Genomic DNA, 11,894 nt, shown 5'->3' with positions numbered 1-11,894 from the left:
CAAACCCGATACAACAAACGTGGAAACCAGGACGGTCGCACCCCCGAGCAGCGTGCACACCGGCGTCGACGGCGTGGTCGTCGAAAACGTCGAGAAATCCTTCGGCACGGTCCGCGCGTTGCGCGGCGTCACCTTCAAGGCCGCGCCCGGCGAGGTACTCGGCATCCTCGGACCCAATGGCGCGGGCAAGACGACCATGGTCAATATCCTGTCCACCCTCATCGCCCCCGACAGCGGGCGCGCCCTGGTCGCCGGGTACGACGTCGTCGCCGACGCCGCCGCGGTCCGCCGATCCATCATGCTGACCGGGCAGTTCGCCGCGCTCGACGACGCCCTGTCCGGGTACGAGAACCTCGTCATGTTCGGCCGCCTCATGGGCCTGCGCAAACGCGCCGCCCGCGCCCGCGCCGACGAACTCGTCGAGGAATTCGACCTGGTGCAGGCCGCCGGACGCCGCGTCGGCACCTACTCCGGCGGCATGCGACGGCGCATCGACATCGCCTGCGGACTCGTGGTGCGGCCCGAGGTGGTCTTCCTCGACGAACCCACCACCGGCCTGGATCCGCGCAGCCGCCAGGGCGTCTGGGACCTGGTCGGCGGATTCCGCAAGCAGGGCATCACCACCCTGCTCACCACGCAGTACCTCGAAGAGGCCGACGCGCTCTGCGACCGCATCATCGTCATCGACCACGGCCTGGTCATCGCCGACGGCACCGCCGACGAACTCAAGGCCCGGACCGGCGGCAGCTACTGCGAGATCGTGCCGCTGCGCATCGAGGACCTGCCCGCCATCGCCCGCGCCCTCGGCGACCTGCTGCCCGCCGCCAATCGTGAAGCGCTGACCGGGGATTCGGACCGGATCGCCATCCCCGCACCGGAGGGCGCCAAGACCCTCGCCGAGGCGCTGCGCCGGCTCGACACGGCCGGAATGGAACTCGTCGACATCGCGCTGCGGCGGCCCTCCCTCGACGACGTCTTCCTCGAACTCACCGGGCACATCGCCAAATCCGAAGAAGCCGAAGACGATTCGCCGTCCGTCCGGTTCCGGACGCCGGACGGTCGCTTCAGCGCCGAGGATCGGACCCGGTCATGACCGCCGTCGAGGCCGCACCCGCCGGGTGGCTCACCAACGTCCGCGCCACCCCCGCCACCCTCGCCCAGTGGTGGGTGCTCACGGTGCGGCTCATCGTGCCCTCGGTCAAAACCGGCGAAATCATCACCGCAGTCCTGGCACCCATCACCTTCACCGCCAGCTTCTACATCCCGCTCAACCGCGTGATGTCCTTCGCCGGACTGGGATTCAGCAGCTACGCGCAGTTCATGGCGCCCATCGTCATCCTGCAGGCGTGCGCCTTCACCGCGGTCTCCGCCGCCTTCCGCGCCGCCGCCGACGCGGTCTCCGGCCTCGACCGGCGCTTCGACGCCATGCCCATGCACCCGCTCGTCCCGGCCGCGGCGCGCATGTCCTCCAACATCTTCCGGCTGCTCATCGGGCTCGTCTCGGCCGTGATCAGCACCCACGTGATCGGGTTCCGCTTCGTCGGCGGCACCGCGCACACCCTCGGATTCCTGGCCCTCGGACTGCTCATCGGCGCCTCCTTCTGCCTCGGCGCGGACGCCATCGGCACCGCCACACGCAGCCCCGAAGCCACCAGCCAGATGCTGGTGCTGCCACCCCTCATCCTCGGCATGCTCTCCACCGGCCTCGCCCCCGCGCACCAATTCCCGCACTGGGTCCAGCCTTTCGTGCGCAACCAGCCCGTCTCCCAATACGCGGAGGGGCTGCGCGCCCTCGGCAGCGACACCCTCGGCAAGGCCAGTCCCGTGACCTGGTCGCTCATGACGCCGACGGTGCTGTGGCTCGTGGGCAGCACCGCGGTGTCCTGCTACTTCCTCGCCCGGCAGAACCTGAAGAGGTCATGACATGGCCACCCTCCAACGCCCCGGCACCGCCGACACTCTCGTCTTCGCCGAAGCCTCGGCCCCGGCCCTGCTGCGGCACACCTGGATTCAGACCCAGCGGCTGCTGCTGCGCTGGGTCCGCGACCCCGTCACGCTGCTCGAAACCCTGGTCGTGCCGTGCCTGCTGCTGCTCATGCTCAACATCGTGGTCGGCTCGCAGATCCAGAAGTTCTCCGGGCACAGCGCGCTCTACGGATCCACGCCCATGGTGACTCTCGTCGGCGCGCTGTCGGGAACCGTGGCCAGCGGGATCATGCTCGGGCGGGAACGCGAGGCGGGCATCCTGTCGCGCTTCTGGGTGCTGCCGGTGCACCGCGCCTCCGGGCTCGCCGCCCGCATCATCGCCGAGGGCTGCCGCATCTTCGCGGGGACCGTCGTGATCATCCTGTTCGGTATGGCCCTCGGCTTCCGTTTCCGCCAGGGATCGCTGCAGACGTTCGCCTACCTGTGGATTCCGGTGCTGTTCGGGCTGGCGTTCGCGACCATGGTCACCGCCATCGCCGTGTTCACCGCCAAGTCCACGCTCGTCGAGGCCGTCGCGCTGCTGTCCTCACTGCTCATGTTCTTCAGCACCGGATTCGTGCCCCTCGTGGCCTATCCGAAGTGGATTCAACCGGTGGTGCGGAATCAGCCCATGTCGGTGGCCGTCGACACCATGCGCGCGCTGTCGGAGGGCGGCCCGGTGGCGCGCCCACTCGTCCAGACCCTGGCCTGGACCGTCGGCCTGATCGTCGTGTTCGCGATCCCCGCGGCCTACGGCTACCGCCGGGCCAGCCGGCGCTGAGATCAATACCCCTTACCGGGAATGTCGGCGCTCGGACGGGTGGACCTCCCGCCACCGCGCGCCGAGCGGATTAAGCTGTCCGCCGTGCTCGAACCCGAAACCGCCGTCGCGCCCCACCCCGATATCGCCCACCTCGCCCCGCTGCTGGGCACCTGGCGCGGCCGCGGCCGTGGCGAATACCCGACCATCGAACCGTTCGAGTACCTGGAGGAAGTGCACTTCGGCCACGTCGGCCGGCCCTTCCTCACCTACCGGCAGCGCACCCGCGCGGCCGACGGCAGCCGGCCCATGCACAGCGAGGCGGGTTATCTGCGGGCCATCAGCCCCGACCGCGTCGAGCTGATCCTGGCCCACCCGACCGGCATCACCGAGATCTGCGAGGGGACCCTGGTGACCGAGGACGGCGAACTGCGCCTGGAACTCGACTCCACCGCCATCGGCCTGAGCAGCACCGCGAAATCGGTAACCGCGCTGGGCCGCAGCATCACCGTCGCGGGCGACACCCTCGAGTACTCGCTGCGCATGGCCGCGGTCGAGCAACCGCTGACCCACCACCTCGCGGCGACCATGCAGCGTGCGAACTGACACTGAACTTCGCGTTCCAACCTCGCCCGTGACCTGCCGCATCTCCGGATAACCGGAGTGCGGCAGCACATTTGAGGGTTGCCTCGGCATAAGTGACCGATTACCGTTTCTTCCATTGGCAAATAATCAGCCAACCCTTAATGAGCACCGGATCACCACCGTGTTCGCCGCTGGAGGCGAACGTTCGGGTCTCCCAACTCATCCCCAAACAAGGGAGAGGGACATGAAGCGCTCGGCCCTTCTGCTGATCACCACCGCAGGCATGATCCTCGCCGGCGCCGGCGTCACCGAGATCCTCGGCGACGCGTCCAGTGCCGGACCACCCGTGCAAGCCCTTGCCGACCAGCGCTTCGTGACCGACAACGTCGGCGTGATCCATCCCGTCGCCTGCTCGCGACTCGACACCTACAGCGAGCGCTGACCCTGCCGGGCGATGGTCCTCAGTAGCCCGGAGGCAGGGCCACGAGCATGTCCCGCGTCACCGCCACCGCATTGTCCGAACTGCCACCGCGCACCAGCAGGGTCGCCCAGGCCAGATCGCCGCGGTAGCCGATGAACCACGAGTGCGAACCGCCGTCCACCTCGGCCTCACCGGTCTTCCCGTAGACCTCGCCCTGATCGACGATGCGCTCGGCCGTGCCGCCGAGCACCACCTTGCGCATCATCAACCGCAACCCGTCGATGACCCCGGGCTTCAGCTGCGGCCGATCACCCGACACCTGGGTCGGATGGCCCGCGATCAGATACGGCACAGGCGTCGAACCGTGCGCCACCGTTGCCGCCACCATCGCCATGCCGAACGGGCTGGCCAGCACCTTGCCCTGACCGATGCCGTCCTCGGCGCGCTGCACCGGATCATCGTCGGAGGGCACCGAACCCGACACCGTCGGCAGGCCCGCCACCGTGTAGTCCGGGCCCAGCCCCAGCGCCGCCGCGGCCGTACGCAGATCCTGGCCGCCGAGCTCCGAGGCGAGCTTGGCGAACGAGGTGTTGCAGGAACGCTCGTAGGCGGTCGCCATGGCCACATTGCCGACGCTGAACAGGTCGTAGTTGGGAATCGTGCGCTCCCCCACCACGATCCGACTCGGGCACGGCACCACGGTGTCCGGGGTGGCGTGGCCGGCGGTCATGGTCGCGGCCGCGGTCACCGTCTTGAAGGTCGAGCCCGGCGGATAGAGGCCGATCGCCGCGACCGGGCCGTCGGCATCGGCCGCCTCGTTCTGGGCGATGGCCAGCACCGCGCCGGTGGAGGGTTGCAGCACCACCATCATGGTCTGCTCGGTGCGGGCATCCACCGCGCTCTGGGCGGCGTTCTGGATGTAGCGGTCGACGCTGAGCGAGAACGACGGGGAGGTCTGGGGATCGACCTCCTGCAGCACATCGGTGTCGACGCCATTGGCATTCACGGTCACCACACTCCAGCCCGCCTTGCCGTCCACCTCGTCGATGACGGTCTTGCGGACCTGGGTCATGAGGTCGGGGGCGAAGCGGCGGTCGGTGGGGACCAGATCGAATTCCTTGCTGAAGGTGACCCCGGACAGCCCCAGCAGCTGCGAATTCACCTCGCCGAACTCCCATTCCGAGAGCAGCGCCGCGGTGTAGGCGCCGTCGTCCTTGCGGGCCGCGCGCAACAGCGAGTCCGGGGTGAGGTGTTCGTCGAAGCGGTGCAGGGCGTTGGCCAGCGCCGCGGAGACCCTGGCCGGGTCGGCCGATGCCGACGGTTTGAACAGCACCCGGTACAGCGAGCCCGGCACCATCACGTCACTGCCCGAGCGTTCGTTCACCCGCGCCCGGGGCGCGGGATTCGAACGCAGCTGCAGCGTCTGGGTATTGCCCAGTTGCGGGTGGATGTCGGCGGAGGACCAGCGCACCTGCCACTGCCCGTTGGCGCGGCCCATCTGCAGCTGGCCCTGGTATTTCCAGACGCGGTCCTTGGGCAGATGCCATTCGTAGGTGTAGTCGACGATGGCGGTGTCGCCGGTGACGCGGGCGGCGCCGGTGGTGGCCACCAGCTTCTCCGCCTGTAGCTGGTCCCACGCCGAAGCCAGTGCGGCACCGGCCTTTTCGGGTTGGCTGGTGCGGTCGGCCGCCGCCTGCACCTCATGGTCGGCGAAGGCGGAGACGAAGGCCTCGGCTGCCTGCGCGGGACCCTGCGGACCCGACGAGCAACCGGCCGCGGCGACGGTGACAGGGAGGGCGACCGCGGCGGCGATCAGCGTGGTGAAGACCCGTGTTGACATCAAGTCAGATGCTAGAGCCAACTATCGGCAAACCGGCGCGACACACTGCACCGGAACGGATTTCACGCTGACATCCCGCTCCGCCCCCCGCGCGCGGTTTTAAACTCAATCCAGCAGCACTGTCGCAAAGGTGGCAACCTGACGGAAGCCCACCTTGCTGTACGCGCGGCGCGCAATTGTGTTGTAGCAGTTGACATACAGGCTGGCCGTGCGCCCGGAGGAGACCACCACATTGGCCACGGCCGCGGTCCCCGCGGTGCCGTAGCCCTGGCCGCGCTTGTCCGGATGGACCCATACGCCCTGAATTTGTCCGGTGCGTCGCGACAACGCGCCGACTTCCGCCTTGAAGACGACCTCACCGTCCTCGAATCGCGCCCAGGCCCGGCCGGATTCGATGAGCCCCGACACCCGGCGGCGATAACTGCGCCCGCCGTCGCCCGTGCGCGGGTCGATCCCGATCTCCTCGGTGAACATGGCGACCGCCGCGACCAGATACCGGTCGATCTCCTCGGGCCGCACTCGGCGCACCCGCAAATCCGGCGCAATACTCGCGGGCCGTTCCAGCGCGAGCAGCGGCTGATCCTCGCGAACCTCCCGCGGCGTCCCCCAGTGCTCGGCCAGCAACTCCCACAGCGGCAGAGCCAGCTCGCGCCGCCCCACCACCGACGAGCACAGGCGCGGCCCCTTGATCGCACGCTCCGCGAAGGCCTTCATGTCGTCGAGACCACCGCGCAGCGGAACGAGATTCGCGCCCGAGAAGCACAGCGACTCCGCCGGCCCGCCCCGGGTCCACAGTTCGCCGTACACCCCGCGCGGGTCCAGCCCGTACTCCTGCAGACGCGCGGCGACCATACAGGTCGCCACCGGATCGGTGTCGAGCACACGCAAGACCTGCGTCAGATCGCGGTTCGCGAGCTGACGGACCCCGGACGCCCGGCCCCTGCGAGTCGGCTCCAGCACACTCCGCACGCTGACAGCCTGCCAGAACTTCCCGCCCCGCGCCGCACGATTGTCCCCAACCGCCGACCCATCAGGCAAAAGCCCAAACCCCCCAACCCAATCCAACCCCTCGGTACACATCCGCCCCACACCACCGCACACGGCGGCCGGTACGGATCCCGGGCCGAGGCGTGAACGACGAACGGCCCGGACGGCAGCGGCAGTGATGCCGGAGCGGACCGGGCCGGGCCGGGGTGTGGCTAGCCGGTGGTCACGACCGGGGCGCCGGATTCGGTGGTGTCGCCCATTTCCTCGGCGAGGCGCATGGCCTCCTCGATGAGGGTCTCGACGATGAGGTGCTCGGGAACGGTCTTGATGACCTCGCCCTTGACGAAGATCTGACCCTTGCCGTTGCCCGAGGCGACGCCGAGGTCGGCCTCGCGGGCCTCACCGGGGCCGTTCACGACGCAGCCCATGACGGCGACGCGCAGGGGGACCTCCATGCCCTCGAGGCCCGCGGTGACCTCGTTGGCCAGGGTGTAGACGTCGACCTGAGCGCGACCGCAGGACGGGCAGGAGACGATCTCCAGCTTGCGGGGGCGCAGGTTGAGCGACTGCAGGATCTGGGTGCCGACCTTGATCTCCTCGGCGGGCGGTGCGGAGAGGGAGACGCGGATGGTGTCGCCGATGCCCTCGCTCAACAGGGAGCCGAAGGCGACGGCCGACTTGATGGTGCCCTGGAAGGCCGGGCCGGCCTCGGTCACACCCAGGTGCAGCGGGTAGTCGCACTGCGCGGCGAGCTGGCGGTAGGCCTCGACCATGATCACCGGGTCGTTGTGCTTGACCGAGATCTTGATATTGCCGAAGCCGTGCTCCTCGAACAGGCCCGCCTCCCACAGCGCGGACTCGACCAGCGCCTCGGGGGTGGCCTTGCCGTACTTCTCGAGCATCCGCTTGTCGAGGGAGCCGGCGTTGACGCCGATGCGGATCGGAATGCCCGCGTCACCGGCCGCCTTGGCGACCTCCTTGACGCGGCCGTCGAACTCCTTGATGTTGCCCGGGTTCACGCGCACCGCGGCACAGCCCGCGTCGATGGCGGCGAAGATGTAGCGCGGCTGGAAGTGGATGTCGGCGATCACCGGGATCTGCGACTTGCGGGCGATGGTCGCCAGCGCGTCCGCGTCCTCCTGACGCGGGCAGGCCACGCGCACGATGTCGCAGCCGGACGCGGTCAGCTCCGCGATCTGCTGCAGGGTGGCATTGACGTCATGGGTCTTGGTGGTGGTCATCGATTGGACCGAGACGGGGAACTCGCTCCCCACTCCGACATTGCCCACCATCAGCTGGCGCGTCTTGCGCCGCGGTGCGAGGACGGCCGCCGGTGCGGCCGGCATCCCCAAAGCGATGGCACTGCTCACGATCGGCTGCCTACTTTCGACTAAGTCCTCACCCTTACCGGCTCCGAGCTTACCGAGACTCGAATACCGGTCGCCCTGTGACGGCGGCGACAAGGGTACCCGCGCGGGCTGCGGGACTCGGAATCGGCCCTGGGCCTACGGTTCATATTCGTTGCAATCGACGCCGGGGTTTACGCTCCGAAAAGTGAAGGTAGCGAATCCAGATCCGTGGCCGGCGACGCCGGAAGAGGCCGTGGCACTGCAAGATCGGCTGCGCGCGCGGGTGATCGCCGCCAACCCCCGGCCACCGGAATTCCGGACGATCGCGGGGCTCGACTCGGCCTATGACGACGACGGCAATGTGGCGGCCGCCATTGTGGTGCTGCACGCCACCACGCTCGAGACCGTCGAGACCGCCACCGCGCGCGGCACCACCGATTTCCCGTACGTGCCGGGCCTGCTCGCCTTCCGGGAGCTCCCCACCACCCTGGCCGCCCTCGAAAACCTCACCGTCACACCGGATCTGCTCGTCTGTGATTCACAGGGCCTGGCCCACCCGCGGCGTTTCGGCTTCGCCTGCCACCTCGGCCTGCTGACCGGCGTGCCGACCATCGGGGTCGCCAAGAACGCCTGGGGCGAGTTCGAGGAGCCCGCCCGCGAACGTGGCGCCTCCAGCGTCATCACCATCGACGGCGACCCGGTCGGCCGCGCCCTGCGCACCCGCACCGACGTCAAACCGGTCTACGTCTCGGTCGGTCACCTGATCGACCTGGATACCGCCTGTAGCGAGGTCCTCTCGTTGACCCCCGAATTCCGACAGCCCGAAACCACACGCCGCGCCGATCATCTCTGCCGCCGGCTCCTCCGCGAAATCTCCGCTACCGGAACAACTTCACGGCATTGAGGCGCGGGGCACCGTCACATGCGTGCGCCCTTGGCCAGGTTGCAGCCCCGGCACAGGATCTGGAGGTTGTCGACACTTGTCGCACCGCCTCGGCTCCAGGGAATGACGTGGTCGAACTCGAGGTACTCCTGGGCGCCGCATTCGGCACACTTCCCGCCGTCACGCTGCCAGACCTGTGACTTCACGTCCTGCGGAATCGCACGGGAGTCGCGTTGTCCCGGCGCGAGCACCAGACGTTTGGCGACACGCAGCGAGCCCTCCAGCACGGCGGCGACGTACTCGGCATCCCGCACGCGGTAGCGACCGCCACCCCGGGCCGTCGTCGCATCGATCACCACCGTGTCGTACTCGTGCCGAACGGACACGATCTTGGCCCACGCCAGTTCGCTCCCCGCACCGGCGCCGATGAAACGCAGCTTCCGGCTGCTGCCGATCAACCGCCCCGAGCTCTGTTTCGGACCGCTGGCCAGGTATCTGATCTGCTCCGCGTCGACGTCCACGTGCAGCAGCTCGTCCATCTCGATATGCAGATCGGGCCGACTCACCCGAGGTAGATCCCCGGCCCGCACCTGAGTGAGCGACCGGCCGCGGAGCATCCGTTGCCGCAAACCGTGGATGAGCGATCCCGCGGCGGACAGATCGGCGGCGGCCTGCAACTCCGAGACGGTCCGGTCGAACTCGTCCAGCTCCTCCTGGTCTATCTGGTCGTCGGCGAAAGCGAAGGCGACCATCCGCTCCAGGTGGGCAATGGCCAGCGGCCGCAACGCCTCGCGCCCGGTGTCCTCGCTGACCATGTGGAACCGAAGCATCACCCACAGTTCGTCCCAGCGCCGCCCTCGGGGCCCGTCCGCGGTCAACACCTGCCAGGCCCGGCCCCGCCAGGTCTCCATCAGCTGGTGGACCTCGCGCAGGCACCATTGACACGGCGGCGCACCGCCCATTCGACGCACCGCTCTCGGCCGACCACAGCGCCCGCAGGTCGCTGGATCGTGCGGCGAATGCTGCGGACGGCGGTCCTCGGTCCAGGCCACCCCGTTCCACCACTGCACCTGGCCCGGGTGCTGCGGCGCCACGTACCAGCCGGGCGCCATGGCGGGCGCGGGCTCCGGGGCCGCTGCCGTGGGAGGCGTTACCGCTGGAACGGCCGGTGGCGATGGCGGCGGCTGATCGTCGTCCACCGCAACGCCGAACTCCTCGGCGAGGCCACGTAATCCGCTCGACCAGCCCTGCCCGACCGCGCGGAACTTCCAGCCGCCGTCACGGCGATAGAACTCACCGAACACCATGGCCTGCACCGATTCCGGGCTCGAAACGCGGTAGTCGAACAGCCGGCGGCCGGCATCCTGAACGCTGATCTTCAGCGCTGGAACATCCTGGAGGGAACCGGTCGCGACGGATCCCGCGATCACCACGCGGTCCACCCCGGGATCGATCTCGCTCAGGTGCACCGCCAGTCCGGCCCGCCCGGTCGTGATCTGTTCCAGCACAACGGCACCGGACGGATGGCGGGGCGCATTGAAGAAGACGAAATCATCGTCGGATCGGATCTTCCCCGTCGTGGCCAGCAGCAGAGCATGCGGGTCGACTTCCCGATCGCCATCCCATTCCACCACCAGCGATACCGCCGACGCGGCCACGAGCGCATTTGCACCACGCGCCAACTCCACGACCCAGACCCCGTTCCTCGTGCGCAGTCGATTCCGAGCCGCGCTCTGCGCCAGGAACTTTGGATTTCCGATCCGCACCCGAGCCCAGTTGCGGCCTTGGCGAGACAGACTACCCAGCCGCACCGACACCCAGCCGCGGACCGCTCAGGTCAACCGACGCCGGTTCCGTTGGAAGCCAGCCGTTTTCAGGATCAGGGGAACAGCTTGACCGGGTTCACGATGTCGGCGACCAGGGTGAGGATCATGTAGGCGCCGCCGATGACGACCACGACGTAGGTTGCCGGGAGCAGCTTCAGGTAGTCGACCGGGGCGCCGTCGGGGAGGCCCTTGCGGTTGCGGAAGAGGTTGCGGAGCTTCTCGTAGATGACCACGGCCATGTGGCCGCCGTCGAGGGGGAGCAGCGGGAGCAGGTTGAAGGCGCCGAGGAAGAAGTTCAGGCTGGCCAGGGTCAGGACGAACATCGACCAGAGGCCGTGTTCGGCGGTCTCGCCGCCGATCTTGGAGGCGCCGTAGACGCTGACGGGGGTCTCCGGGTCGCGGGTGCCGCCGGTGACGGCGTGCCACAGGTCGACCACCTTGGACGGCATCTGGGCCAGGGACTCCACGGTGCGCACCGCGATCTGGCCGGTGAACGCGCCCGCTGCGGGGATGGCGGACAGGATGTTGTGCTGCACCGGCGCGTAATAGTCCTGGCCGACACCGACCTTGGCGACCGTCTTCGGGGTGCCGTTCTTCTCCGGGTAGACCACGGCCATCTGCGGGGTGACCGGGATCTGGAGGGTCCGGCCGTCACGCTCGACGGTGTAGGTGAAGGGGCCGGTCTGCTTCTCCGTCTCGGCGCGGAATTCGTTCCACGTCTTGATCTTGACGTCGTTGACCGCGGTCACCCGGTCGCCGCGCTGCAATCCGGCCAGCTGCGCAGGACCGTCGCCGGTGCAGGGCAGCGCCTTCTGGTCCGGGCCCATATTGGCCACACAGCTCATCGCCCCGAGCTGGGTGGCCGGCGGCTGGTCGAAACGCGGCAGCCCCCAGCCCACCGCGAGCAGCACGATGAGCAGGTAGCCGATGAGGAAGTTCATCAGGATGCCGCCGGACATCACCAGCAGCCGCTTCCAGGTGGCCTGCCGGTACATGGCCCGGTCGAGCTCCTCGGGTTCGAGCTCGTCGAGGGCGGTCATGCCCGCGATATCGCAGAACCCACCCAGCGGCAGCGCCTTGAGACCGTATTCGGTCTCGCCGCGCCGCCACGAGAAGACCTTGGGCCCGAAACCGATGAAGTAGCGCCGCACCTTCATGCCCGTGGCCTGCGCGGTCCACATGTGGCCGCATTCGTGCAGGGCGACCGAGGCCGTGATCCCGAGGGCGAACAGTACGAAGCCGATCGCGTAGACCATCCGGTTCCGAGCCCTCCTGCTG

11 protein-coding genes are annotated in these 11,894 nt (G+C 68.7%); 6 read left to right on the top strand and 5 right to left on the bottom strand.

All coding sequences use genetic code 11. The annotated features are described in order from the left end of the window. Nucleotides 1-19 precede the first annotated feature (19 nt). From ACQP1O_RS10375 to ACQP1O_RS10355, 5 genes are all read left to right on the top strand, one after another. Nucleotides 20-1,093 carry an ATP-binding cassette domain-containing protein gene (locus ACQP1O_RS10375; RefSeq protein ID WP_433565606.1) on the top strand — a complete coding sequence of 358 codons (1,074 nt, stop codon included), beginning with the start codon at nt 20-22 and terminating at the stop codon, nt 1,091-1,093. Beyond that, nucleotides 1,090-1,923: an antibiotic transporter gene (locus ACQP1O_RS10370; protein ID WP_433565605.1), complete on the top strand. Its 834-nt coding sequence runs from the start codon at nt 1,090-1,092 to the stop codon at nt 1,921-1,923. Before ACQP1O_RS10375 ends, ACQP1O_RS10370 begins: the two co-directional genes overlap by 4 nt. 1 nt (nt 1,924) lies before the next feature. Further along, nucleotides 1,925-2,746: an ABC transporter permease gene (locus tag ACQP1O_RS10365; RefSeq protein WP_433565604.1), complete on the top strand. Its 822-nt coding sequence runs from the start codon at nt 1,925-1,927 to the stop codon at nt 2,744-2,746. Between the two features lie 21 nt (nt 2,747-2,767). Further along, the gene (locus ACQP1O_RS10360; protein ID WP_433565603.1) at nt 2,768-3,331 is read left to right on the top strand and encodes a peroxynitrite isomerase; all 564 of its coding nucleotides are present in this window, start codon (nt 2,768-2,770) and stop codon (nt 3,329-3,331) included. A 223-nt stretch (nt 3,332-3,554) separates the two neighbouring features. Further along, the gene (locus tag ACQP1O_RS10355) at nt 3,555-3,752 is read left to right on the top strand and encodes a hypothetical protein (RefSeq protein ID WP_433565602.1); all 198 of its coding nucleotides are present in this window, start codon (nt 3,555-3,557) and stop codon (nt 3,750-3,752) included. A 19-nt stretch (nt 3,753-3,771) separates the two neighbouring features. Here the strand turns inward: ACQP1O_RS10355 and ACQP1O_RS10350 are convergent, their stop codons facing one another. From ACQP1O_RS10350 to ispG, 3 genes are all read right to left on the bottom strand, one after another. Beyond that, nucleotides 3,772-5,571, bottom strand: coding sequence for a penicillin-binding transpeptidase domain-containing protein (locus tag ACQP1O_RS10350; RefSeq protein WP_433565601.1), 1,800 nt, complete (start codon nt 5,569-5,571; stop codon nt 3,772-3,774). A 105-nt stretch (nt 5,572-5,676) separates the two neighbouring features. Then, on the bottom strand, nt 5,677-6,540 hold the full coding sequence (locus ACQP1O_RS10345; protein ID WP_433565600.1) for a GNAT family N-acetyltransferase: 864 nt from the start codon (nt 6,538-6,540) through the stop codon (nt 5,677-5,679). A 230-nt stretch (nt 6,541-6,770) separates the two neighbouring features. Continuing rightward, nucleotides 6,771-7,904 carry a flavodoxin-dependent (E)-4-hydroxy-3-methylbut-2-enyl-diphosphate synthase gene (ispG, locus tag ACQP1O_RS10340; RefSeq protein WP_433567640.1) on the bottom strand — a complete coding sequence of 378 codons (1,134 nt, stop codon included), beginning with the start codon at nt 7,902-7,904 and terminating at the stop codon, nt 6,771-6,773. 208 nt (nt 7,905-8,112) lie between these two features. Between ispG and ACQP1O_RS10335 the strand changes: the two genes are divergently transcribed. Next, nucleotides 8,113-8,811, top strand: a complete 699-nt coding sequence (locus tag ACQP1O_RS10335; protein WP_433565599.1) for an endonuclease V — start codon at nt 8,113-8,115, stop codon at nt 8,809-8,811. 14 nt (nt 8,812-8,825) lie between these two features. Here the strand turns inward: ACQP1O_RS10335 and ACQP1O_RS10330 are convergent, their stop codons facing one another. Together ACQP1O_RS10330 and ACQP1O_RS10325 are read right to left on the bottom strand one after the other, a co-directional pair. Next, complete coding sequence (locus ACQP1O_RS10330) at nt 8,826-10,478, bottom strand: TerD family protein (RefSeq protein ID WP_433565598.1); 1,653 nt, start codon at nt 10,476-10,478, stop codon at nt 8,826-8,828. A 191-nt stretch (nt 10,479-10,669) separates the two neighbouring features. Then, nucleotides 10,670-11,872 (bottom strand): M50 family metallopeptidase, encoded by a 1,203-nt coding sequence (locus ACQP1O_RS10325; protein ID WP_433565597.1) that lies wholly within the window; start codon nt 11,870-11,872, stop codon nt 10,670-10,672. Between the last annotated feature and the right edge of the window lie 22 nt (nt 11,873-11,894).

The sequence above is a fragment of the Nocardia sp. CA-151230 genome (assembly GCF_050942175.1).
Lineage (GTDB): Bacteria > Actinomycetota > Actinomycetes > Mycobacteriales > Mycobacteriaceae > Nocardia.
Note: the sequence above shows the minus strand (reverse complement) of the source record. Positions and strands in the feature narration are given on the sequence as shown.